Source organism: Cypionkella sp. (assembly GCF_034376685.1).
In the GTDB taxonomy this organism is placed as follows: Bacteria; Pseudomonadota; Alphaproteobacteria; order Rhodobacterales; family Rhodobacteraceae; genus Cypionkella.
Window position 1 is genome coordinate 86,506 of the sequence record NZ_JAXMJJ010000002.1, and the last position, 23,272, is coordinate 109,777.

25 protein-coding genes are annotated in these 23,272 nt (G+C 62.1%); 17 read left to right on the top strand and 8 right to left on the bottom strand.

The window, feature by feature from the left end; all coding sequences use genetic code 11:
- Positions 1-22: 22 nt before the first annotated feature.
- The 7 genes from U1A24_RS00470 (at position 23) to U1A24_RS00500 (ending at position 6,242) form a co-directional block, all read left to right on the top strand.
- Entirely contained in the window at positions 23-361 is a 339-nt protein-coding gene (locus tag U1A24_RS00470; protein ID WP_322320027.1) for a hypothetical protein, read from the top strand.
- On the top strand, positions 349-1,449 hold the full coding sequence (locus U1A24_RS00475) for an HPP family protein (RefSeq protein ID WP_322320028.1): 1,101 nt from the start codon (positions 349-351) through the stop codon (positions 1,447-1,449). Before U1A24_RS00470 ends, U1A24_RS00475 begins: the two co-directional genes overlap by 13 nt.
- 35 nt (positions 1,450-1,484) lie before the next feature.
- Positions 1,485-1,916 (top strand): GAF domain-containing protein, encoded by a 432-nt coding sequence (locus U1A24_RS00480; RefSeq protein ID WP_322320029.1) that lies wholly within the window; start codon positions 1,485-1,487, stop codon positions 1,914-1,916.
- Positions 1,917-2,101: 185 nt separating this feature from the next.
- The gene (locus U1A24_RS00485) at positions 2,102-3,274 is read left to right on the top strand and encodes an ABC transporter substrate-binding protein (protein WP_322320030.1); all 1,173 of its coding nucleotides are present in this window, start codon (positions 2,102-2,104) and stop codon (positions 3,272-3,274) included.
- Between the two features lie 98 nt (positions 3,275-3,372).
- Positions 3,373-4,371 carry an ABC transporter ATP-binding protein gene (locus U1A24_RS00490; protein ID WP_322320031.1) on the top strand — a complete coding sequence of 333 codons (999 nt, stop codon included), beginning with the start codon at positions 3,373-3,375 and terminating at the stop codon, positions 4,369-4,371.
- Positions 4,372-4,507: 136 nt separating this feature from the next.
- A complete protein-coding gene (locus tag U1A24_RS00495) occupies positions 4,508-5,440 on the top strand; it encodes an ABC transporter permease (RefSeq protein ID WP_322320032.1) in 933 nt (310 codons plus the stop codon).
- Positions 5,430-6,242, top strand: coding sequence for an ABC transporter permease (locus U1A24_RS00500; protein WP_322320033.1), 813 nt, complete (start codon positions 5,430-5,432; stop codon positions 6,240-6,242). The genes U1A24_RS00495 and U1A24_RS00500 overlap by 11 nt, the downstream gene beginning before the upstream one ends.
- Positions 6,243-6,358: 116 nt before the next feature.
- Here U1A24_RS00500 and U1A24_RS00505 read toward each other — a convergent pair whose 3' ends face one another.
- Both U1A24_RS00505 and dapE read right to left on the bottom strand, forming a co-directional pair.
- On the bottom strand, positions 6,359-6,781 hold the full coding sequence (locus U1A24_RS00505; RefSeq protein WP_416173438.1) for a GNAT family N-acetyltransferase: 423 nt from the start codon (positions 6,779-6,781) through the stop codon (positions 6,359-6,361).
- Complete coding sequence (gene dapE, locus U1A24_RS00510) at positions 6,778-7,920, bottom strand: succinyl-diaminopimelate desuccinylase (RefSeq protein ID WP_322320146.1); 1,143 nt, start codon at positions 7,918-7,920, stop codon at positions 6,778-6,780. The genes U1A24_RS00505 and dapE overlap by 4 nt, the downstream gene beginning before the upstream one ends.
- Before the next feature lie 326 nt (positions 7,921-8,246).
- On the opposite strand from dapE, the gene U1A24_RS00515 reads away from it, so the two are divergent.
- Entirely contained in the window at positions 8,247-9,251 is a 1,005-nt protein-coding gene (locus tag U1A24_RS00515) for a Hint domain-containing protein (protein WP_322320034.1), read from the top strand.
- Positions 9,252-9,602: 351 nt separating this feature from the next.
- Here the strand turns inward: U1A24_RS00515 and U1A24_RS00520 are convergent, their stop codons facing one another.
- The 4 genes from U1A24_RS00520 to U1A24_RS00535 form a co-directional block, all read right to left on the bottom strand.
- Positions 9,603-9,923, bottom strand: a complete 321-nt coding sequence (locus U1A24_RS00520) for a hypothetical protein (protein ID WP_322320035.1) — start codon at positions 9,921-9,923, stop codon at positions 9,603-9,605.
- An 18-nt stretch (positions 9,924-9,941) separates the two neighbouring features.
- Entirely contained in the window at positions 9,942-10,769 is an 828-nt protein-coding gene (gene dapD, locus U1A24_RS00525; RefSeq protein ID WP_322320036.1) for a 2,3,4,5-tetrahydropyridine-2,6-dicarboxylate N-succinyltransferase, read from the bottom strand.
- A 235-nt stretch (positions 10,770-11,004) separates the two neighbouring features.
- Positions 11,005-13,176, bottom strand: a complete 2,172-nt coding sequence (locus U1A24_RS00530) for an esterase-like activity of phytase family protein (RefSeq protein WP_322320037.1) — start codon at positions 13,174-13,176, stop codon at positions 11,005-11,007.
- A 116-nt stretch (positions 13,177-13,292) separates the two neighbouring features.
- Positions 13,293-14,285: an AraC family transcriptional regulator gene (locus U1A24_RS00535; RefSeq protein WP_322320038.1), complete on the bottom strand. Its 993-nt coding sequence runs from the start codon at positions 14,283-14,285 to the stop codon at positions 13,293-13,295.
- Positions 14,286-14,456: 171 nt separating this feature from the next.
- On the opposite strand from U1A24_RS00535, the gene U1A24_RS00540 reads away from it, so the two are divergent.
- The 3 genes from U1A24_RS00540 to U1A24_RS00550 are packed head-to-tail and all read left to right on the top strand — an operon-like array spanning position 14,457 to position 17,062.
- Complete coding sequence (locus tag U1A24_RS00540; RefSeq protein WP_322320039.1) at positions 14,457-15,221, top strand: SDR family oxidoreductase; 765 nt, start codon at positions 14,457-14,459, stop codon at positions 15,219-15,221.
- A gap of 43 nt (positions 15,222-15,264) precedes the next feature.
- Positions 15,265-16,497 (top strand): styrene monooxygenase/indole monooxygenase family protein, encoded by a 1,233-nt coding sequence (locus tag U1A24_RS00545; RefSeq protein WP_322320040.1) that lies wholly within the window; start codon positions 15,265-15,267, stop codon positions 16,495-16,497.
- Between the two features lies 1 nt (position 16,498).
- The gene (locus U1A24_RS00550; protein ID WP_322320041.1) at positions 16,499-17,062 is read left to right on the top strand and encodes a flavin reductase family protein; all 564 of its coding nucleotides are present in this window, start codon (positions 16,499-16,501) and stop codon (positions 17,060-17,062) included.
- Here the strand turns inward: U1A24_RS00550 and U1A24_RS00555 are convergent.
- Positions 16,967-17,521, bottom strand: coding sequence for a winged helix DNA-binding protein (locus U1A24_RS00555; protein WP_304926052.1), 555 nt, complete (start codon positions 17,519-17,521; stop codon positions 16,967-16,969). The genes U1A24_RS00550 and U1A24_RS00555 overlap by 96 nt on opposite strands.
- A 119-nt stretch (positions 17,522-17,640) precedes the next feature.
- On the opposite strand from U1A24_RS00555, the gene U1A24_RS00560 reads away from it, so the two are divergent.
- The 5 genes from U1A24_RS00560 (at position 17,641) to U1A24_RS00580 (ending at position 22,013) form a co-directional block, all read left to right on the top strand.
- The gene (locus U1A24_RS00560; RefSeq protein WP_322320042.1) at positions 17,641-18,732 is read left to right on the top strand and encodes an LLM class flavin-dependent oxidoreductase; all 1,092 of its coding nucleotides are present in this window, start codon (positions 17,641-17,643) and stop codon (positions 18,730-18,732) included.
- 65 nt (positions 18,733-18,797) lie between these two features.
- Entirely contained in the window at positions 18,798-19,289 is a 492-nt protein-coding gene (locus U1A24_RS00565) for a flavin reductase family protein (RefSeq protein WP_322320043.1), read from the top strand.
- A gap of 160 nt (positions 19,290-19,449) precedes the next feature.
- Positions 19,450-20,205, top strand: a complete 756-nt coding sequence (locus tag U1A24_RS00570; protein WP_322320147.1) for an SDR family oxidoreductase — start codon at positions 19,450-19,452, stop codon at positions 20,203-20,205.
- 239 nt (positions 20,206-20,444) lie between these two features.
- Entirely contained in the window at positions 20,445-21,269 is an 825-nt protein-coding gene (locus U1A24_RS00575) for a TIGR00730 family Rossman fold protein (protein ID WP_322320044.1), read from the top strand.
- A gap of 411 nt (positions 21,270-21,680) precedes the next feature.
- The gene (locus U1A24_RS00580; RefSeq protein WP_322320045.1) at positions 21,681-22,013 is read left to right on the top strand and encodes a hypothetical protein; all 333 of its coding nucleotides are present in this window, start codon (positions 21,681-21,683) and stop codon (positions 22,011-22,013) included.
- Positions 22,014-22,056: 43 nt separating this feature from the next.
- Here the strand turns inward: U1A24_RS00580 and U1A24_RS00585 are convergent, their stop codons facing one another.
- Positions 22,057-22,704 (bottom strand): carbonic anhydrase, encoded by a 648-nt coding sequence (locus U1A24_RS00585; protein ID WP_322320046.1) that lies wholly within the window; start codon positions 22,702-22,704, stop codon positions 22,057-22,059.
- A gap of 135 nt (positions 22,705-22,839) precedes the next feature.
- On the opposite strand from U1A24_RS00585, the gene U1A24_RS00590 reads away from it, so the two are divergent.
- Positions 22,840-23,232 carry a hypothetical protein gene (locus tag U1A24_RS00590; RefSeq protein WP_322320047.1) on the top strand — a complete coding sequence of 131 codons (393 nt, stop codon included), beginning with the start codon at positions 22,840-22,842 and terminating at the stop codon, positions 23,230-23,232.
- Positions 23,233-23,272 lie beyond the last annotated feature (40 nt).

Sequence of the window (23,272 nt, forward strand, 5' to 3'; positions counted from 1 at the left end):
AAGCAAACAACTGCAGGCAGCCATGGCCAAATCCCCCTCCCCGATCGAGAGCTTCCTCGCCCCCCTCGGCAAACTCGCCCTCAAACATCCCGAGGTCGAGGCCGAGGTGATCTGGGCCAATGGCCCCGACTGGGAGCCGCAACAAGGCACCGATGCCCTGTTAGAGGCCGAAGAAATCCCGTTTTACGCCGAGGGCCTGCTGCTGGAAGGCTTCCAGATGCACTACCAGATCCTTGCCGAAACCGACGCCCCGAAAGACCCCGCCCATGTCCGGCTGTTCTTCTGGCAAACCGATCCTCCGGCTCTGCCAAGCCCGGAACCCGAACTCAGCCTGATCGCAAGCGCCACATGGTCGACCTAATCAAAACCCTAAAGCATATCCTGCACGGCCTCGGCCCCTCGATGCCCGCGCCCGCCCCGACCGAGGCGCTGCGTGCCGCCACCGGTGCCGCGCTTGGCCTTGCCCTCACCGCCGCGATGCTATGGCTGATCAGTCCCAGCGCGGACCTGATGGCACATCCTGCCCTGATCGCCCCGTTCGGCGCGTCCGCCTTCCTGATCTACGCAGTGCCGAACAGCCCGATGGCGCAGCCTTGGGCGGTGGTGTTGGGCAATGCGGCTTCCGCCCTCGCCGCGATCCTGATCCTGCAAGCGGGCCTGCCCGTCCTGCCCACCGCCGCGCTTGCGGTCATGCTGGCCGTGCTGGCCATGGCGAACTTACGCGCCATGCACCCGCCCGGCGGTGCCGTGGCCCTCGCCACCGTGCTGTCCGCCCAACCCGAATCGCTGCCCGACCTGCATTACCTCATGCTCCCCGTCGCCAGCGGCAGCCTTGCCCTCGTCGCCCTCGGCATCGCATGGAACCATGCCACGGGCCGCCGCTACCCGTACCGCGTAACGTCCGAGCCCCCGCAGCACGGCACCACAGACCCCGCCCCTGACCGCCGCTTCATCCCCTCACCAGACGTCCTGGCCGCCAGCCTCACCCGCCTCCGCCTCGGCTCCAACCTCGGCGTCGAAGACCTCGCCCGCCTGATCGAAACCGCCGAGACCGAGGCCAACGCCCGAAACCTCGGCCCCGCCACCGCAGCGCACATGATGTCCCGCGACCTGATCCAAGTTACCCCCGATACCCCGCTGCCCGACCTCGCTGAAAGCTTCCGCAGCCACCGCTTCAAGACCCTGCCTGTTCGCAACACCGATGGCAGTTTTGGTGGCCTCGTCTCGCAATCCGCGCTCGTCGGTCGCGCCGACCCCAGCCTCACCGCTCAAATGCTGATCGACACCGCCCTTCGGAGCGCCACCCCCGACACGCCACTTTCCGAACTGATCGCCCTGCTGGCAGACGGCGGCCAACAGGCCATCCCAATCCTTGAAGGCCCCGCACTTGTCGGCCTGATCACCCGGTCGGACATGATCGCGCTGCTATCCGGCCATATGCCACACTGATCCCTTCCCCCGATGCCCCTACGGAGACCACCCGCATGCCCCACCTCTACGACACCCTGCACGCCGCCTGCGCCACCCTCGGCACCCGGCTGTTCACCGTCACCGTGCAAGACCTGAAACTTGACGTGGCGCGCCGCGCCTATACCTCGCATCCGGTGGAATATCCGGTATCCGGCACCAAGCCGCTCACCCGCGATGGCTGGTATGAACACTGCATCACCGGCCAGCAAACCTTCGTCGCCAACACCACGCCCGAGTTTGCGAAATACTTTTTCGACCACGCCCTGATCACCTCTCTGGGCCTAGGCTCTTGCATCAACATCCCGCTGGTCGATGCGGGCCAAGTCCTTGGCACCGTCAACCTTCTGGCCGAAGAACATCACTTCACCCCGGCCAAACTGGCGGCCTACGAAGCCTTGGTCAGCCAGCACCACACAGCCCTCGCAGCCGAGATGGCAAAGGGCTAATCGACCCATCACCGCGTAAAGGGCGGGGCTAGCGCCGCCCTGCCCTACCCACACACGCCTGTGCATTTATCGTTTGATCAAAGAATCGCCGCCGCCCCGCGAATTTCTGTTGCGAAACAGCCCCGCCCCGCTACCGTGATTGCATGACCGGGAACCCGGCTTCGCTCAATCACAGGGAGCTTTCCATGACCAAAACCAAAACCCACAAAGTCACCACAGCCGCTGCCCTTCTGGCCAGCCTCGCCACCGCCATCACCCCCGCTTTTGCTGAAATGACCGAGGTTGGCGCCTCGGAAGGTCAGGTCAATATCGTCGCCTGGGCGGGATATATCGAGCGCGGTGAGACCGACAAAGCCTTCGACTGGGTCACCAAATTTGAAGCCGCTTCAGGCTGCAAGGTGAATGTCAAAACCGCCAACACCTCGGATGAGATGGTCGCCTTGATGAACGAAGGCGGCTTCGATCTGGTCACCGCCTCGGGCGACGCCTCGCTGCGCCTCATCGCGGGCAAACGCGTGCAGCCGATCAATACCGCGCTGATCCCGTCTTGGGCGAATGTCGATCCCCGTTTGGCTGATGCCAAATGGCACACCGTTGATGGCGTGCATTACGGCACTCCCTATCTCTGGGGGCCGAACGTGCTGATGTATAACACCGATGTGTTCAAGGAAGCGCCAAAGTCGTGGAATGTGGTGTTTGAAAAAATGGACCTGCCCGACGGCAAGTCGAACGAAGGCCGCGTGCAGGCCTATGATGGCCCGATCCACATCGCCGATGCCGCGCAATATCTGATGTTCCACAAACCCGAGCTGAACATCACCTCGCCTTACGAGCTGAACGAAGACCAATACAAGGCGGCGCTTGACCTGCTGCGCGGCCAGCGCGCCATCGTCGGGCGCTATTGGCATGATGCCTTCATCCAGATGGATGACTTCAAGAACGAAGGCGTGGTCGCCTCGGGTTCCTGGCCGTTCCAGGTCGGCTTGCTGAAATCGGAGAAACTCCCGATCGCGTCGACGATCCCCCAAGAGGGTGCGACTGGCTGGGCGGATACTTCGATGCTGCATGTCGATGCCGCCAACCCGAACTGCGCCTATAAATGGATGGAGCATACGCTCAGCTCCAACCTGCAATCCGACCTGTCGGTCTGGTTCGGCGGCAACCCCGTTGTGCTCGCCGCCTGCACCAATGGCTCGGGGATGCAAACCGCCGAAGGCTGCACCGCCAACGGTCTGGATGATTTCGAGAAAATCCGCTTCTGGACCACGCCCACCGCCAACTGTGCGCAGGGCGAAGGCGCTTGCGTGCCCTACTATCGCTGGGTGTCGGATTACATCGGCGTCATCGGCGGTCGTTGACAGCCAAGGGTGCGTGAGATCACGCACCCTACCCCATGCGGCAGGGGCCAGCGCCCCTGCCTGTCTCTCCCGCTTTAGCGGATAAAGGCCGATACCCCATGCCCGCAGCCGTAGAATTCCGCAGCGTATACCGCCACTTCGGCCCCGCCTCTGCCCCGATCAAAGCCGTCGATGGCGTCGATCTGACCATTGCCGAGGGCGCGTTTTTCGCCATGCTCGGCCCGTCAGGATCCGGCAAAACCACCTGCCTGCGGCTGATCTCCGGCTTCGAATCGCCCACCGCAGGCGATATCTGCATCTTTGGTGAAAACGTCTCCAACACCCCGCCGCATCTGCGCAACGTCAACACAGTGTTTCAGGATTACGCGCTGTTTCCCCATATGAACGTCCGCGACAACGTCGCCTACGGGTTGATGGTCAAAGGCATGGGCCGCGCCCAGCGCTACGCCAAAGCCGAGGAAATGCTGGCCCTCGTCCACCTCGACGCCTATGGCAGCCGCAAGCCGGGTCAGTTGTCCGGCGGCCAGCGCCAACGCGTCGCCCTCGCCCGCGCCTTGGTAAATGAGCCGAAAGTCCTGCTGCTGGATGAACCGCTCGGCGCGCTCGACCTGAAACTGCGCGAAGCCATGCAGGACGAGTTGAAATCGCTGCAACAACGCTTGCGGATAACCTTCGTCTTCGTCACCCACGACCAACACGAAGCCCTGTCGATGGCCGACAGCCTCGCCGTGTTCAACGAAGGCAAGATCGCCCAGATCGGCACCCCTACTGAGATCTACGCCCAACCCAAAACCCGCTTCGTCGCCGATTTCGTTGGTTCCTCCAACGTCCTGCCCCCCGCCCTCACCCAAAGTCTTGGCGGCCCCGCCAAATGGTCGTCCTTGCGCCCTGAAACCCTGCACATCGACCCCGCAGGCACCCTGCAAGGCACCGTCACCTCGCTGCGCTATCTCGGCTCCGGCCACCGCATAGCGATCACCAGCCAAGGCCAAGACATCGCCGCCATCCTGCCCAGCGGCAGCGCCTTGCCCGAACCCGGCCAAGACATCCGCCTCGGCTTCACCCCCGATGCCCTGCACATCATGGATGAAGGCTGATGCGCCGCAATTTCATCTGTCCTTCAAATGTCCCCGCCGGAGGCTCCTGCCGCAACCACCGGAGCCTCCGGCTAGCCGGAATTCTTGGATTCCGGCCCGAGTATTTCAAAAAGAGCAATCACAAGCGGGTCGCTCCATGACCGCCATCCTCCCCGCCAAATCCATAGCCGACCGCCTCACCACCCTGTTCTGGCGCAAACCGAAACTGCTGCTGGCTCTGCTGATCACCCCACCGCTGCTGTGGCTCGGCGTGGTCTATCTCGGATCACTCGCCGCGCTCCTCTTGCAATCCTTCTATTCCATCGACGAATTCTCCGGCATGGTGATCCCGGAATTCACCCTGAAAACCTATGCCGAACTGCTGCGCCCGCAAAACTACGATATCATCCTGCGCACCCTCACGATGTCCGCCGCCGTCACGCTCGGTTCCGTGATCCTCGCCTTCCCCATCGCCTACTATGCCGCCCGCTATGCCAAGGGCCGCTGGAAAGCCGTGTTCTACCTCGGCATCATGCTGCCGCTGTGGTCGTCCTACCTCGTCAAAGTCTACGCCTGGAAACTGATCCTCGCGAAAGAGGGCATCCTGACCTGGGCCGCCACAAAAACCCACACAAACTTCCTGCTCGACGCCGCCCTCGCTTTGCCCGGTATCGGCGGCAATTCGCTGTCGACCAGCTACATCGGCATGTTTCTGGTGTTCACCTATGTCTGGCTACCGTTCATGATCCTGCCGATGCAGGCCGCACTCGAACGTGTCCCCACGTCCATGCTGGAGGCCAGCCAAGACCTCGGCGCCACCCGCGCGCAAACCTTCCGCACGGTGATCGTCCCCCTCGCGCTGCCGGGCATCATCGCCGGTTCGATCTTCACCTTTTCCCTCACGATGGGCGATTACATCATCCCGCAGATCGTCGGCAATTCGGCCAATTTCATCGGCATGGCAGTCTATCAACTGCAAGGCACCGCCGGAAACACACCCCTAGCAGCCGCCTTCGCGGTGATCCCCATCCTGATCATGCTGATCTACCTCAGCCTCGCCAAACGCGCCGGAGCCTTCGATGCGCTCTGACCCCAACGCCGCCCCACTCTCCCTGAAAATCGCAGCCATCGGCGGCCTGCTATTTCTGCACCTGCCGATCCTGCTGATCTTCCTCTACGCCTTCACCACCGAGGAACGCACCTACGCCTTCCCGCCGCCCGGCCTGACAACCCAATGGTTCGCCGCCGCATGGAACCGCCCCGATATCTGGCAAGCCCTTGCGCTGTCGCTGAAAGTCGCCACCGCCGCCACCGCGCTTGCGATGATCCTCGGCACCCTGATTTCCGCCGCAATGGCGCAAGCCCGCTTCTTTGGCCGCGAGCAAATCAGCCTGCTGATCATCCTGCCCATCGCGCTGCCCGGTGTGATCACCGGTATGAGCCTGCGCTCCGCCTTCGGCCTGATGGACATCCCGTTCTCGACCCTCACCATCATCCTCGGCCATGCCACCTTCTGCATCGTCATCGTCTACAACAACGCCGTCGCCCGCTTCCGCCGCCTGTCGGGGGGCATGATGGAGGCGTCTGCCGACCTCGGCGCCAACGCCTTCCAGACCTTCCGCTATATCCTGCTGCCCAACCTCGGCACCGCGCTGTTGGCAGGCGGCATGCTCGCCTTCGCGCTGTCGTTCGACGAAGTCATCGTCACCACCTTCACCGCGGGCCAACAAGCCACCCTGCCGATCTGGATGCTGGAAGAACTGATCCGCCCGCGCCAACGCCCGGTCACTAATGTCGTGGCGATGGTGGTGTTTGCCGCCACTTTCCTGCCGATCCTGCTGGCCTATTACCTGACCCGCAACGGATCCGAGACCGCAGGATCGGGCAAATAATCCCGCCGCATTTCCGTCGAAAAGCTGGGATATTGACAGGGTATGACCCTGCTGACCTCTGCGGCACGGCCACAGCACTGATGCGGCAGCCGCAAGGCTCGCCGCATCAGCGCGCCTTAAAGCACCAGCGCCATATCGCGATGGTCAATCCCGGCATCATCGTAAACCGGGCCAAACGCCTGAAACCCCAGGCCTTCATAAAACCCAAGCGCATGCAGCTGCGCGCCCAGCTTGGCCTTTTTCACCCCGTCGATGCTGCGAAACCGCACCACCGCCGCCTTGATCAAAGCCGCGCCAATCCCCGCGCCGCGCGCTTGGGCCAACACACAAACCCGTCCAATCTTGCCGACCTCGCCCTGCACCAGCAACCGCGCCGAACCCACCGCCACGCCATCCATCACAGCCAAGAGATGCAGCGCCACCTCGTCGAGATCATCGACCTCATCGGCCTCGGACACGCCTTGTTCTTCGATGAACACCACGCGGCGCAACTGCCGGCACAGCGCGATATCCCGCGTCTCGACGATCTCCAGCGTCACGCGAAGTAGTCCCGCAACACCCGCGTATAGATCGCCTTCAACGCATGGATCTGCGCCACTTCGACCCGCTCATCGACTTGATGCATGGTCTTGCCCACCAGCCCGAACTCCACCACCGGGCAATGATCCTTCACAAACCGCGCATCCGAGGTGCCGCCGCTCGTCGAATATTCCGGCACCCGCCCGGTTTCCGCCTGCACCGCCTTCGCGACCAAAGCCGAGAAATCTCCCGGCGGTGTCAGAAAGCTTTCCCCCGAGATCGTCACCCGCAGCGAAATCTCAACCCCGGTTGCAGCTTGCACCGCTTCCGCGTGACCCTTCAGCCATGCCGTCAAAGACGCCCCGGAATGTGCGTCATTGAACCGGATATTCACCGTCGCCGTCCCCCGCGCCGGAATCACATTGGTCGCCTTGTTGCCGCAATCCATCGTGGTGATCGCCAGCGTCGAGGCATCAAAATGCGCGGTGCCCTGATCCAAAGGCTCCGCCTCCAGCCGCGACATCAGGGCGACCAAGGCGCTCATCGGGTTTTTCGCGCGGTGCGGATAGGCCGAATGGCCCTGCACACCCGCAGCGGTGAAATAGCAGGTCATCGAACCGCGCCGCCCGATCTTCATCATCTCGCCCATCTCATTCGGGCAGGTGGGTTCGCCCACCAGACAATGCGTCATCCGCTCGCCATTGCTGGCCATCCAGTCTAAAAGCGCCACCGTGCCATCCACAGCATCGGCCTCTTCGTCGCCCGTGATCGCCAAAATCACCGCACCATCAGGCGGCGTCTGCCGCACGAAATCTACCGCCGCCGCCGCAAACGCCGCGACGCCAGATTTCATATCGGTCGCCCCGCGGCCATACATCCAGCCATCCACCACCGCCGCGCCAAACGGGTCTTGCGTCCAAGCCGCCACATCCCCCACCGGCACCACATCGGTATGGCCGTTAAACCCGAACGACTTGTTCGCCCCTGCCACGCCCCAGCGCGCATACAGATTGCTGATCCCGCCGCGATCCACCCGCGTGCAAGTAAACCCCGCCTCTGCCAACACCCGTTCCAGCAGCACCAGCGCGCCACCCTCATCCGGCGTGACCGAGGCGCAACGGATCAGATCGGCGGTCAGTTTTTCCGGGTCCACCGGCAGATGTGCAGCCATGACGCTCGCCTTTATGCTGATAAAACATGCCGCTCCGGGATACCGCCTTGGCCAGACCATTGCAACGCCCGCCCAATCTGTGGCCCGCGCGCCACCATCTGAACTTGCCCACAGCACCGCTGCACATTGCGGTGGCCCCACCCCCGCCTCGTGCCTTACCTTAAGGGCAACACCATGCGCTGGGGCCAACGAGCCCTTCAGGCGGCAACGCGCAGCGCAATGGCAACCGAGGCAAAGATGACAGTGGGCGACTTGCACCCCCCGACCAAGACCCCAAGCGCCCCGACAGCGTCGGGCCGATTGGGGATGCGCTAATGCCCTACAGCTTTCATCAAGGCTGGGTTGCGCTGTCGGATCGCGGCCTGCTCAATCCCGCCTCGCCCGATACGCTGCTGCATCAGGGCCTGTTCGTGATGGAGCTCGCCCTGCCCTTGCAAAGCGCCAGCCTGCTGCTGGATCACCAATCCAATATCGGCTGGCCGCGCACCTTTGCGATCTTCCATGATCCCGCGACAGGTATCGTCATCCTGCACCGCCAAGGCAAAAACGTCGCCCGCCATGTGCTGCCCGGCCCCTTGCCGCAAGGCAAGGGCACCGCGCGGCTGTCATTCCACTTCAACGCCCCGGCCCGGCATTGGAGCCTGTGCTTTGAACTGCTCACCACCGACCCGCTGCTGAAAATCACCGCTGAAGGCCAGAATCCGCTGCCAATCCCGCTGTCTGATCTGCAAGCCCTTTGCACACAACCGCGCCCGACAAGCCCGGTGCTGTGGTTCGGCCTGACCGAAGGCAAAGCCCCGCCCGGCACCGCCCCGTGGATCGGCCTGCGCACGCCGGTTGAGACCAGCCTTGGCCCGGTGCTCGCGGGTCATCTCAAACCCGGCGATATCCTGCTGACCGAAGATCACGGCCCGATCCCGTTGCTGGCCGCCCAGCGCCTCGCCCTGCCCGCCCGCGGCAGTTTCGCCCCCGTCCTGCTGCGTGCGCCATTCTTTGGCCAGACCCAAGATCTGCTGGTCTCGGCAGATCAACTGCTGGCGATCTCTGGCCCCGAGGTGGAATATCTGTTCGGCACCGACGCTGCCCTGATGCCCGCCGGAGCCTTGGTCGATGGCCGCACCGCGCTATCAGACCAACGCCGCGCCATCACTGGATCGGTCGCATTAGATTTGGGAACCCCTGCTCTCATCGAATCCAACGGCTGCCTGCTCGCCATCGGCCAAGACCAAGCCGCGGAACTGCCGCTGCGCTGCCTGCAAACCTATGAAGTGCACACGCTGATGACCCTGCTGGGCCGCAGCCCCCGCCGCGCCGCCTGAACTGTCTGCAACTGGGGCCGCTTGGCGGGCGCTAGACTTTGAGGATGGATCGCTGGGGTCTGTAAAAAAGCAACAACCCTTTACCGCTGCGAACTTCTACTCTGTCTGTTTTATCTGCAAAAAATTGGCTGGCCCCATGCGCCTTACTGCTCCGCTTGCAGCCCAAAACGCGGCGGGCCTGCTGCAAAATAATCCGATAAGGCATCACGACCTCCCCCAGGTTTGTGACAGACCTTAAAAAAACCAATTAAATGCGGCTGCAATATGGCGCGCGCCTTGATGTCAGCTCAAAATATCAATGACGGTCCCCAACCGAGCCAAAATCATCGATTAAGATATTGATTTGCTGGATCAGTCAAAGAACGGCGTCATCTGCGCCACCACGACCGAGTTCTCGGCCAAAGCCCGCGCCATCAGATCACGCTCTTCGGTGTCAATCTCATCGCCCGCCGCCAGCCGTTCTTCCAGCGTGCCATAACCCGACACATCCAGTGGTGCCAGATCGGCCTGCTTCAAGATCGCCACGGTTTCCCGCACCGCCTCGGCCTCATCGACACCGCTGGCATAGATCATCAGCGCCGCCCCGGTGGCCTTGTCCGGCAAGCCGTCGCCCGGCTTGCGCCCCACTTCCACCATCAGGGTGTAAACCTGCTGCTTGCTGCCTTCAGACATGCCGTTCCCCTCAGCGCGTCAGTCGCGCAACAACTCATTGATGCTGGTCTTCGACCGCGTCTGCGCATCGACCTTCTTCACGATCACCGCACAATACAGGTTCACGCCGTTCTTCGACGGCATCGACCCCGCCACCACGACAGACCCGGCAGGCACTTCGCCATACATCACCGCCCCGGTTTCGCGGTCGACGATCTTGGTCGACTGGCCGATAAACACGCCCATGCCCAGAACCGAGCCTTCGCGGATGATACAGCCCTCAACCACCTCAGACCGCGCCCCAATAAAGCAGTTGTCCTCGATGATCGTCGGCCCCGCCTGCATCGGCTCCAACACGCCGCCAATACCGACGCCGCCCGACAGATGCACATTCTTGCCGATCTGGGCACAAGACCCCACCGTCGCCCAGCCGTCCACCATCGAGCCTTCATCGACAAACGCACCGATGTTGACGAAAGACGGCATCAGCACCACACCCTTGCCGATATAGGCCGAGCGCCGCACGATGCTGCCCGGAACCGCGCGGAAGCCCGCCTTGCGCCAGTCAGCTTCGGTCCAGCCCTGAAACTTCGACGGCACCTTGTCCCACCAGTTCGAGCCACCATTGCTGCCGGAAATTTCATACATATCGGTCAGCCGGAACGACAGCAGCACCGCTTTTTTCGCCCATTGATTGACATGCCAATCGCCATTGCCGCGCTTTTCCGCCACCCGCAACGCGCCACTGTCCAGCGCCGTCAACGTGGCTTCAATAGCCTCCCGCGCTTCGCCTTTAGTGGTGGTCGAGATCGTATCCCGCGCCTCCCAAGCAGCCTCAATCGCAGTCTCCAACGCGGCATAGCTCATGACAATCTCCTCAAAGCTTTGCAGCCCTATACCGATGCTGGCCTTGCCATGCAATCGCATCAGGCAGCGTAGGGTGGGTGCACCCCACCGCTGGTTCAACGCGCGTCACCCCGTCACCATTCAAATTCACCGCAAAGCTGAAAAGCCAAACGCCGCCACCTCAGACCTTGAGGCAGCGGCGCGGCGTTTCAGCAATCTTGCCTGCTGACAAACCCAGCAGGCAAGATGTCCCAGCTTACTTCACTTCACCAATCGACCAGAACAGCGTCTCACCCGAGCTATCGTCAACACCATCATTGTCGGTCACAACCCAACCGGTGCCAGCCGCATCAATCGCAAAGCCTTCAACCTTGTCGACGATATAGCCATTAAGCACTCCCAGATCGGGCACCAAATCCCGCACCAGTTCTTTGCTGACCACTGGCAGCGTGGCACCCAGTTCCGCCGGAACCAACTGGCTCACCGCCACCCGGTACAGCTTCTTGGTCACAGCCTTGTCGGCAATCTGGTTGTCCCGCTCGACGATATAGGCCCAATCACCCTTCACGGTGATTTCCGACAACCCCATCCAGGCGCCCTCGGCAGGCGCATCCAGCGGGTAATGCACCGCACCCCAGGTCTCTTCCTTGGTGTTATAGGCCAGCAGTTTGACCATGCCTTTCGGATCGTCCTTCCACTCGCGCTGCACCGCCATCCACAGCGTATCACCGACCTTGGTGATCCCCTCAAAGCCAAAGCGAATCTCATGCGCCAGCAGAGCCTCGGGCAGCGCAATCTCCTGATCAATCGCACCTTCCGCATCGACATGGTAAATCGCATGCGGCACCAGCTTGTCGCTACGGCCTTCCGAGGCCAGCCAGAACCCGCCCTCACCATCCGTCGCGATACCTTCCAGATCCAGCTTCTGCGCCGCATCGCCGCCACGCGTCACCAGCATAGCCGAGGTAATCCGCGCCGGGCTCTGCGTGGCATCAATGCTGAAAATCGTTGGGGCCGCGCCATAAACGCTGTCCGACACCGCATAAAGCTTGCCCGCTTCGGTCGGATCAGCCGCCAGACCCGAAAGCGCGCCCCAGCCGATCAGCTGTTCGCTGCCCGCCGAGGTGATCATCGGATAGGCCGCAGGCCCTTCCGCCAGCTGATAAATCATCACATGCGCCGGGGCCAAACCATCTTCGCGCAGATCCACCTCATTCGCTGACACCAGCAGATCGCGCTGCGGAATAGCCACCATACCCTCCGGCGAAACCCCCGACGGCAGCAGTTGCTTCAACACCGGAGCCTTCGGATCGGTCACATCATAAACCCCGATCACCGAACCACGTTCCGAGGCCACAAACGCCATCGGCGTCTCGCCAAAGGTCGCGATCTCGACCGATTCCAGCTCGACGCCCTTGGTCTTGCTGCGATGCTCGGGGTAATGTCCGATCTCGGCAATCGCCCGCTCCAAGCTGGCACCGCTCTCGTAAACCACCGAGCCATCGCGGTTGAAAATCGTCCAGCTGCGCGAGCCGCCCTTATAGTCGCCCTCATTCGCCACCGCGAAGTGATCGGCATCGACCCACTTCACGCCGTCCGGCTCGCGCAACGCGCCCTCGCGCTTGCCGGTAAAATCCAACCGACCATCGCGCTTGGTATCAATGCCGTCCAGATCCACCGCCCCGGCGCTGAAATGGCCAGACACCTTGCCATCCGCACCGATCAGCACGATCTCGTTGTTCTCCTGCATGGTCAGAACAATCTCACCCGCCGCATTGATATCCAGAAACTCCGGCTCAGGATCATCGCCCGCAACAGCCGAAAGCCCGGTCACGTCAATCTTCTGCGACCCGGCGCAATCGACCACACCATCCTTCACCAGCAGCTTCACCACAAAGCCCGCCGGCATCTGCGGCAGCTCACCATCGTTCAGCTCTTCATCGCGCTCATTCTCAATCGCAATCGCCAGGAAAGATCCATCCTTCGCCGCAGCCACCGAATCCGGCTGGCCGCCCAGCTCACATTCCGCCACCACAGCCTTGGTCGCCAGATCGACGCTGACCAGCTTGCCCGAGGTGTTCACATAATCCTTCGAGGTATTCACAGCCGTAAAAACCATCCCGCCGATGATCTTCGCCGTGGTCGGCTCGCCACCCATCGCGATATTGCCCAAAGCCTTCGGTGCCGCCGGGTCGGTGATGTCGATCAAGCCGATCACCCCCAACGGGCTGTCGGTATAGACCAGCGTCATGCCATCTTCCGAGGCCGAAATGATCTCGGCACTGGTCGCGCGCGCCAGATCTTCCCCCGCCGCCATGTTCAACGGCGTGGCAAAGCTGGCGATGCGGTTGAAATTGGGCTCGGCCAACGCAGGCAAAGCCGCGCACATCGCCAAAGCAGAGGTCAGGCCAGAGATCGGGAAACGCATGGGGGCATCCTTGGTCAGGTAAAATCAGATGCAGCCATGCCCTGCGTCCATGACACGCAGACGACGCCAAGGTGACAGTTTTGCAACCGCCCCGCTTTGCAACCGCCCCGCCCCGATCAGTCCTGATAGCCCTCCCCCCGCGCCGCCCGCAACGTATCGCGCGGCGACAGCCCAAAGCGCGCCCGATACATCTCGGCAAACCGCCCGAAATGCCCAAACCCCCAGCGCAAAGCCACCTCTGTCACCGATCCCGCCCCCGCCACCAGATCGGCATGGGCATGCGCCAGCCGCATGTCACGCCAGAACCCCAGCGGAGTCGTGCCGCGATGCTGCCGAAAAGCCAGTTGCAGCGCGCGCGGGCTGATCCCGGCCTCGGCGGCAATCGCCTCCACCGTCAGCGGCTGATCCAGATGCGCCGCGATATAGCCCTCGGCCAGCCGCAAATGCCGGGGCCGGGGGGCCGCCCGCCGCCGCCCCAGATGCGCCGCGTGATCATGGCGATGCGCCTCCAGCAGCCCCGACATCAGCGACGCCTCCACCGCCCGCCCCATCAGCCCCGCCCCGATCGGCGACCGCCCCGCATCGGCTTCCGCCACCAGAAACAGCACCATCCGCCGCAACGCCGCCCCCGCCCCGCTGCGCAGATCAAACCCGCCTGAAAACGTCAAAGGCCGCAAAGCCGGTGCGCCCAACTGCGCGGAAAGATGATCCTGCATCGCCTGCCGGTCTATCTGGATCAGCACCTGCCGCGTGTCCTCCGCCCAGATCATCGTGGTCGGCAGATGCGGGTTCAGCACCGCTGCCACCTCGGGCGAGGAATAATACCGCTCCGCGCCATGCGAAATCATCGCGCCACCGGAAAGCGGGATCTGCACCAGATAAAACCGCTCCAACGCGCCCGGCGCGATCAGCGTCTTGGCACCATATTGGATGTAGTTCAGGCTCAGCCGCTCGCCGGGCAAATGGTGCTGACGGGCATCGATCACGCCCTTGCCGATCCGGTCCAACCGATGCGGACAAAACACCGCCGCCACCCGCTCGCGGGCTTCGTCAAGGTCATGCGTCTGAAACAGGGCATGGCCTTCCAGCGGGGTAGCGACCTGCGGCATCGGCTTCATTCTCAACGGAACAAGGCCAAACCCTACCACGCTTTGCCGCACAGCCAGCAATTTCCTGCATTTTGGTGACGATTTTTTCGTTTTACGGATAGTCGCCCCGTTTGCCGGATAGCGCCCAACCCCGCGCAGATCAAAGCTGATCCATCAACCGGAGGAAATCCAATGCGCGGACTAGCAGGCAAAGTGGCGATTGTGCCGGGCGGCAGCACCAAAATCGGTCAAGCCATAGTGGCAGCCTTCCGCGCCGCCGATGTGCGGGTGATGGTGGCTGACATTGCCCCCGCCCCCGAAGCCGAAGGTGTGGCCTTCCAGCCCTGCGATCTGCGCGACGATGCCCAGATCGCCGCCCTCGTCGCCGCCACCAAAGCCAAGTTTGGCCGGATTGATTTTCTGGTCAACGTCGCCTGCTCCTATCTCGACAACGGGCTTGCCACCACCCGCGCCGATTGGCTGACCGCCTTGGATATCAACCTCATAGGCTCGGTGATGCTGATGCAGGCCGCCCAAGCCGACCTCGCCGCGAACAAGGGGGCCATCGTCAATTTCGGCTCGATTTCCTCGCGTGTGGCGCAGACCGGGCGCTGGGTTTATCCGGTGTCGAAAGCCGCCATCCTGCAACTGACCCGCAGTCAGGCGATGGATCTCGCCCCGCAGGGCATCCGCGTCAACGCGGTGTCTCCGGGTTGGACATGGAGCAATATCATGGATCAACTCACCCACGGCAATCGCGCCAAAACCGATGCCGTCGCAGCCCCATTCCACATGCTGGGCCGCGTCGCCGATCCCGAAGAAGTCGCAGCCGCGGTGCTGTTTCTCTGCTCGGACGAGGCCAGCTTCATCACCGGCACCGATATCTGCGTCGATGGCGGCTATACCGCGATGGGGCCAGAGCAGGCCGTGCCAGCGATCCCGAAACTGATGGAATGAACGCCCTCGGGCGACAACCGAAACCAATTCAAAGGGGCGAGACATGCGTAAATTCACCATCATCGGCGGCGGCCAATCCGGGCTTCAACTGGGCATCGGCTTGCTGAAAGCCGGCCATCAAGTCCGCGTCGTGCAAAACCGCACGGCAGACGACGTGGCGCAGGGCAAAGTGCTGTCCAGCCAATGCATGTTCTCCAACGCCGTGCAGCACGAACGCGATCTCGGCATTGATTTTTGGTCCGCCGAATGCCCGCCGGTCGAAGGCATCAACTTCATCGTGCCCAACCCCGATGGCTCTGGCACCAAGCTGATCGACTGGGCAGCACAGCTGGACAGCAACGCCTATTCCGTTGATCAAAGGGTGAAAATCCCACGCTGGATGGCTGAATTCAGCCGCCTCGGTGGCCAAATGGTGATCACCGACGCGGGCATTGCCGAGATTGAAACCTATGCGCGCCAAGACGATCTGGTGATCATCGCCTCGGGCAAAGGCGATGTCGGGCGATTGTTTACCCGCGACGCCGAGCAATCCCCCTTCGACAAACCGATGCGCGCGCTGGCCCTCACCTATGTCACCGGCATGACACCGCGTCAGCCCTATTCGGCGGTGGAATTCAATCTGATCCCCAGCGTCGGCGAATATTTCGTGTTCCCGGCGCTGACCACCACCGGCCCCTGCGAGATCATGGTGTTGGAAGGCATCCACGGCGGCCCAATCGACTGCTGGGCCGATGTGAAAACCCCGGCCCAGCATCTGGGAACCGCGCTGAATATCCTGAAAACCTTCCTGCCGTGGGAATACGACCACTTGAAGAACTGCCAACTGACTGATGACAAAGGCATCCTGTCGGGCCGCTTCGCCCCCACCGTGCGCCACCCGGTCGCCACCCTACCCTCGGGCAGCAAGGTTCTGGGCCTCGGCAATGTGGTCTGCCTGAACGATCCGATCACCGGGCAGGGCTCGAACAACGCCACCAAAGCCGCCGCGATCTACCTGCAAAGCATCCTGAACCACGGCGAGCGCCCGTTTGATGCCGCTTGGATGCAGGCCACCTTCGATCCGTTCTGGGATTATGCGCAACGGTTCGTCGGCTGGACCAACATGCTGCTGCAACCGCCGCCGCCCTTCATCCTCGACATCATGGGCAACGCCCAAGCCCTGCCCGCGCTGGCCTCGCGCATGGCCAACGGCTTTAACGACCCGCGCGATTTCTTCCCATGGTTCGCCGATCCCGACGCCACCGCCAGCTATCTGGCCGAGTTGAAAGCCGCCTGAGATGAGCGTGATCGCCCCCCAATCCTTCCGCGCCGCAATGGCCCGCTTTCCGGGTGCCGTCACCATCGTCACCGCCCGCGCAGGCCCCGGCCCCGGCCCCGAGGCCCGGCGCGGCATCACCGCCGTCTGTTCCGTCCCCGCCGATCCGCCCAGCCTGCTGGTCTGCCTGAACCGCCAAACCGGCACCTGCGCCGCCGTCGCCGCCAGTGGCCGCTTCAACGTCAACCTACTGTCCGGTGACGGCTGTCCGCTCGCCCTGCATTTCGCCGGAACCACAGGTGCCACCGGAGCAGACAAATTCACCGCCAGCAACGGGCACGACGACCCAGACGGCCTACCCATCCTAACCGACGCCGCCCTCACCTTCTGCTGCACCGTCAGCGAAACTCTGCAAGCCGGGTCACCAACCTCACCCACGGCGCAGGCCCAGCCCCTATGCCCAAAGCGCCTTCCACCGCCTGCACCCGATTTAAGCCCGCCTATGCGTGGCCGCCACCCGCGCCACCTCTTCATAAATCCCGGTCAGCACGTTCAACACCCGCGCGGCTTCAGCCAGCCGGGTTGAGAACCCCGGCAAATTCCCCAGTTCCGCCAACAACAACCGCCGCCGCAACGCGCCATAATCATCTGTCACCCGCCGCCCCTCGTCCGTCACCTCGTAACTCACCCCCGACCGCCCCGCGCCCTTGCGCACCACCAGCCCACCGCCAATCAACTTACGCAAAGAATACTGGATGTTCGGCACATCATCCCGGTTGGCCAGTCGGGCCAGTTCCTTGATGCTTTTCGGGCGATCATGCATCCGAATGATGTGCAAAAGCGCATTCTCGGGCCCGGAAGCGGGCATCTGGCACACTCCCGCCAGACATTCCGACTGCCAGCGCCCGAATCCCTCAAACGCCCGCATCAGCGCGAATTCCAGCTCGGTCACCTCGACCTCACCTGCCGTTTCCGCCAAATGCCAGCGGTAATCCAGCGCCTGTCCGCCGGTATCATTTTGAGTTTGAACCTTTTTTTCCGCCATCACCCCAGCCCCTTGCCACGCTGTATCCTCAACCGCCAAACCCATTGACGCAATGCGAATTTACGATAGACTTTCAATCATAAAATATAACATAAAATCATCCTGACAGGGAGCCTACCATGACCACCAACCCGATGCTCTCGGGCGATCGCTTTCGTTTGGGCACGTTTTCCTCCAACTGTTCCTCCGGCATGACCCCCACCAAAATTGCCGAGCGTTGGGACAATTCCTGGGACAACAACCTCACCCTCGCCAAAATGCTGGATGAAGCGGGCATTGACTTCATGCTGCCCATCGCCCGCTGGATCGGCTACGGCGGCGAAACCGATTTCCACGGCAACGTGCTGGAAACCATGACTTGGGCCGCAGGTCTGCTCGCCGCCACCAAGAATATTGCGGTGTTTGCAACCATCCACACCGTCGCCAACCACCCCGCCGTGGTCGCCAAGCAGATCGCCACCATCGACCAGATCGGCCACGGCCGCGCGGGCCTCAACATCGTCGCAGGCTGGAACAAACCGGAATACGAAGCGCTTGGCCTCACCCTGCCCGATGATCACGAAACCCGCTACGCCTATGCGCAGGAATGGTTCGATCTGGTGCGCAAACTCTGGGCGTCAAAAGAGCATTTCGACTGGAACGGCAAATACTTCAAAGCTAAACAGATCAAGGGCGATCCCGCTCCAACCCGTGGCTCGGTGCCGATCATCAACGCCGCAGGCTCGCCGCAAGGCCGCAACTTTGCCACCGACAACGCCGATTTCCTGTTCACCCCGGCAATTGATCTCTCCCGCTCGGTCGGGGAAATCGCTGACCTGAAGGCGCAAGCCAAGGCCAAAGGCCGCAAGATTGACGTTTTGACCTTCAGCCATGTGATCTGCCGCCCCTCGCGGGATGAGGCCGAAGCCTTCCTGCATCACACCGCCGTCGCCAATACCGACACCGCTGCGGTGGATAATCTGGTCAACCTGCAATTCGCCCATGCCCAAAGCTTCCCGCATGACCTGCTGGCGCAGATCAAGCATCTGTTCGCCATGGGCCACGGCGGCTTCCCGCTTGTCGGCACCCCCGATGATGTGGCCGAAGGCATCCTGAAACTGCACGCCACCGGATTTGCAGGCACAACGCTTTCCTTTGTGGATTATGTCAAGGAATTCCCCTATTTCCGCGACAACGTGCTGCCAAAACTGCAAGAGGCGGGCATCCGCTGACGGCTGGCGCAGCCCCCTTTCGGCATCGCCCCTTGGGGCGGTGCCGCCCAAACCGCGAGTGCCCGATGTCCGAACCCACGCCCAAGCACTTCCGCGACGCCATGCGCGCCTTTGTCGGCAACTGCAGCCTAATCACCACCGGACAGGCCGAGGCCGCCACAGGCCTGATCGTCACCTCTGCAATCTCCCTCTCCGCCGAACCGCCGCTGCTGCTCGCCTGCGTCAACCGCAGCTCCTCCAGCTGGCCAGTGCTGAAAGAAACCGGCACATTCGGCTGGTCCAGCCTTGGCGCATCCCATCAGGCCGTCGCCGAACGCTTCTCTGGCTTCGGCGGCACCAAGGGCGCCGCCCGCTATGACGGTGCCGAATGGGAAACCGCCATCACCGGCGTCCGGCTGCTGAAAGGCGCCCCCACCGCCTTCGACTGCACCGTCGAGGAAATGATCGACCGTGGCACCCACTCCATCCTGATTGGCCGCGTCCAAGCCATCCGCACCACCCGCGGCGCAGGCGCGTTGATCTACTGGAACGGCGGCTATCGTAGCCTTGCCGAATAATCGGCGGCGCTACAGCCAGACGCCTGCTCCCAACCACAATCAACGCCCGACCCGTTTCCTGCGCATTGCCAATCCCTCGCGCCGCAACCGCAGGAAACGGGTCGCTGCGTAAAACCCCCACCGCCTAAGTCCCTGTCATGCAAAACAGAAAGGCATGACCATGGACCTCAAGAACAAAACCATCCTGATCACTGGCGCAAGCAGCGGCATCGGTGCCGCTGCCGCCCTGCTATGCGCGGCTGAAGGTGCAAATCTGGTGCTCGGCGCGCGCCGCCAAGCCGAATTGCAACGCATCGCAGCTCAGATCACCGAAAACGGCGGCAAAGCCATCTGCCTCGCGGGCGATGTCACCGATGAGGCCTACGCCAAAGCACTGGTAGACCTCAGCGAAAGCCATTTCGGCGGCCTCGACGGCGCATTCAACAACGTGGGCACCGTGGGCGATATGGTCCCCCTGCCCGCCATGACCACCGAGAACTGGCACAACGTCCTCGCCACCAACCTCAGCAGCGCCTTCTTCTGCGCCAAAGCCCAACTCCCTGCGCTGCTCAAACGCGGCGGCGGATCGCTGGTGTTCACTGGCACTTTCGTCGGTTTCAGCAACGGCGGCTTGCCGGGTATGGCCGCCTATGCGGCGTCAAAAGCCGGGTTGATCGGCCTCGTGCAATCTCTGGCCTCCGACCATGCGGCAGATGGTATCCGCATCAACGCCATCCTCCCCGGTGGCACCAAGACCGCTTTGGCAGGCGATGACCCCGCCACCCATGATTTCATCGCCAACCTTCACCCGATGAAGCGCATGGCCACCCCAACCGAGATCGCCCAAGCCGCCCTGTTCCTGCTGTCAGACCGCGCCAGCTTTGTGACCGGATCGGCGCTGGCGGTAGATGGCGGCATGGCGGTGCGCCTGCTGTAACGCGCCCGCCCGAAACCCCTGATCGTTGGCCGCAAACCCGGCCAACGATCTGCCAAAACCATCCCGATTTCGCCATCCCATTTGCCGGAAATCCTTAACTATCTGTTAAAAAATTCACAACTATCTGATTTTTATACCTATTCACACGGTCCCAACTCGGGACCATCCCCACCCCACCCTTCCAAACCCCCAAAAAACCCGCTACCCCTACCCTCTACAGCCCCAATCAAGGCCACCTCATGACCGAAGACTCCCGCCCCCACCCGTTCCGAGACTCCGTCCAGGACGTGGCCGCCACCAACCGCCTGCCCGACACCCCACAGACCCGCTCCCCCGCCTATAAGCTCGCCTTCGCTGACCTGGACTTCCTGACAAGGGAAGAGCTCCGCCCCGTCCGTCTTCAGCTGGAACTCCTGAAACCCCAACTCATGATGGACGAGATGGGCATCAAATCCACCGTCGTCCTGTTCGGCGGCGCCCGCATCCCTGATCCGGCTCACGCCGCCACCGCGAAAACCCCGATGCTGGCAGATCTCAGCAAATACTACACCGAAGCCCGCCGCTTCGCCCGGATGATCACCGAAAGAAGCCTGCAAACCTACGGCCATGAAAACGTGATCTGCACCGGCGGCGGGCCGGGGGTGATGGAGGCTGGGAACCGGGGGGCCGACGATGCGGGCGGGCAGTCGATCGGGCTGAACATCGTATTGCCGCACGAGCAGGCCCCGAACCAGTATGTGACGCCTGATCTGTCCTTCAACTTCCACTACTTCGCGATCCGGAAGATGCATTTCCTGATGCGGGCGCGGGCGATTTGTATCTTTCCGGGCGGGTTTGGCACGCTGGATGAGATGTTTGAAAGCCTGACCCTGATCCAGACCGGCCGGATGAAACCCGTGCCCTTCCTGCTGTTCGGGCGGGCGTTCTGGGAGCGGTTGATTGACTGGGAGATGCTGGCCGAGGCGGGGGTGATCTCGGCTGCGGATCTGGGGCTGTTTCAGTTTGTCGAGACGGCTGAAGAGGCCGTGGCGGCGATGGATGGCTGGGAGGATCGGAAGGGGTGATTCCGGAGGGTCCCAACTCGGGACCTTTTATTGTTGTTTTATATCAGTGTGTTGGCGTGGGTGATTTAAGGAACTGTTAACACTTTGGCATTTTGTGCCAAGTGGGTTTGGCCATCACTAGACGCAACAACAGGGCAGAGCCTGACCGCCGGGTGGGCGCAGCAACAGCGGTTCTAGGCACTTTATGGCTCAGCCCATTCCCCAGATATTCTAGGCGAGACAGCGCAAAAGCGCCCGCCCGAGGGGGCGGTCAGGCGCTGCCCGGCGGCGCATTCGCGCCTTGATTCCGGGCTGGGGGCTTTGCTTGAGAGTAAAAAGATGCAGTTTTTGCTGCGAAGCAGACCTTGCCAACCTTTGCCTCAACACAATAGATTTTGGTGCATCTGCCGCACTTGAGGTCAATAGCACCATATGACCAACGCCGAAGACTATCAATCGCTGCTGCCGTTTCCAAATGAAGACCGAATGGAATATGCGCTGCGTTTGCAAGAGGCGGGACATGAGGAAATGTTTGTGCGCAAGGCGCTGCAATATCATTTCTTGATGAGTATTAAAGAGTTTCCAGAGTTCTTCGAGGCGTTTGAACCGATGCGACTGCGGCATATCGCTCTGCTTTTGACACTTCAGCCGGGTCGCAACGACTATTCACTCGCCCGAAAACTCCGCGAGAACTTGGGTATCTCATTCGAACACGCCGAACAACTAATCGCAAAGTTCAAAGCCCGAGGGGTGAAACACAAGTGAATGTCTACTGAGGGTTAACGCCACCCCGCCACATCCCACCCCCTCAAACCGGCACAAACGCGCCCTTCGCGGGGTCGTATTGCTCCAGCCCACCCTCGCCAGTATCCGTCCACAACCCGTGCAGGGTCAGGCGGTCGTCCTCGACGGCTTCCTTCACAAACGGGAAGGTCATCAGATTTTCCAGCGAAACCAGCACCGCCTCGCGCTCCAGCGCGGGTTGTTGCAACTCGGTGGGCAGGCCGGAAATGCGCTGGTAGCCGGGGCGCAGGATGTCCATCCAGCGGCCGACGAAGCTGGTTTTCTCCAAGAGTTCAGGGGCATGGCCCGAGCACATATCAAGGCAACCCTTGACGCCACCGCAGTTGGAATGGCCAAGCACGACGATATGCGCGACGCCAAGGCTGGCCACGGCATATTCCACCGTGGCCGAGGTGCCGTGATACTCGCCGTCGGGGTTATGCGGTGGCACAAGGCCCGCGATGTTGCGGTGGATGAAGAATTCGCCCTCATCCGCGCCGAAGATCGAGGTGACATGTACCCGGCTGTCGCAACAGGAAATCACCATCGCGCGCGGGTGCTGGCCGTTGCTGGCCAAGCGGCGATACCACGCCTTATTGTCTTGATATGTCGTGGCTTTCCAGCCGTGAAACCGTTGCACCAGATAGCTGGGAAGCGTCCGAACGTGGCTCATGGTCATCCTCGTAGCTTGGGTCTTGCCCCGTAGTTATGCTGCAATTGCAGAAAATTCGAGCGGTTTCTTTGGCGGGCGGCAACGTTTTCTTCAGCACGCCGGCGCAAACTGGCGCTGGGTGTGTCGGAGGGTGTGATGGAAAACGTGGTGGCTTTGCAGCCAAAGGAACGGGTGCGGCAGGATGCCGAGCCGATTGCGACGATGTATCGGAATTTGGGCACGTCAAGTGCGGAACAGGTGGTGGCGCGGGCTTTGGGCGAGCTGGCGCTGACGATGGCGGGTCTGGCATCACAGGTGCGCGCGCATGAGATGGGCGATCTGATCCGCCAGCTGCGGCGCTTGCAACGTATGGCCGAGAATCTGGGCATGATCAGCCTGAGCGCGGTGGCGGGCGATTTGCGCGCCTGTATGGAACGGGCGGATACCACAGCGTTTGCTGCGGTTTGGGCGCGGCTGTTGCGGATTGCAGAGCGATCTTTGGCCTCGGACAAGGCGCTCTTGGAACAGTTGGATCAGACGCCATTTTAAGGATGGGCTTGGCTGGAAGGCTTGCGGCGGCGGATGGAAG